Source organism: Neobacillus sp. MER 74 (assembly GCF_023714155.1).
Map to the genome: position 1 here is coordinate 1 of NZ_JAMAUV010000141.1, position 228 is coordinate 228.

1 rRNA gene is annotated in these 228 nt (G+C 56.6%); it reads right to left on the bottom strand.

The annotated features are described in order from the left end of the window. Positions 1-9: 9 nt before the first annotated feature. A 16S ribosomal RNA gene (locus M3610_RS27900) occupies positions 10-228 on the bottom strand; the annotation flags it as partial.

Genomic DNA, 228 nt, shown 5'->3' on the forward strand with positions numbered 1-228 from the left:
TATCCTTAGAAAGGAGGTGATCCAGCCGCACCTTCCGATACGGCTACCTTGTTACGACTTCACCCCAATCATCTGTCCCACCTTAGGCGGCTGGCTCCTTACGGTTACCCCACCGACTTCGGGTGTTACAAACTCTCGTGGTGTGACGGGCGGTGTGTACAAGGCCCGGGAACGTATTCACCGCGGCATGCTGATCCGCGATTACTAGCGATTCCGGCTTCATGCAGG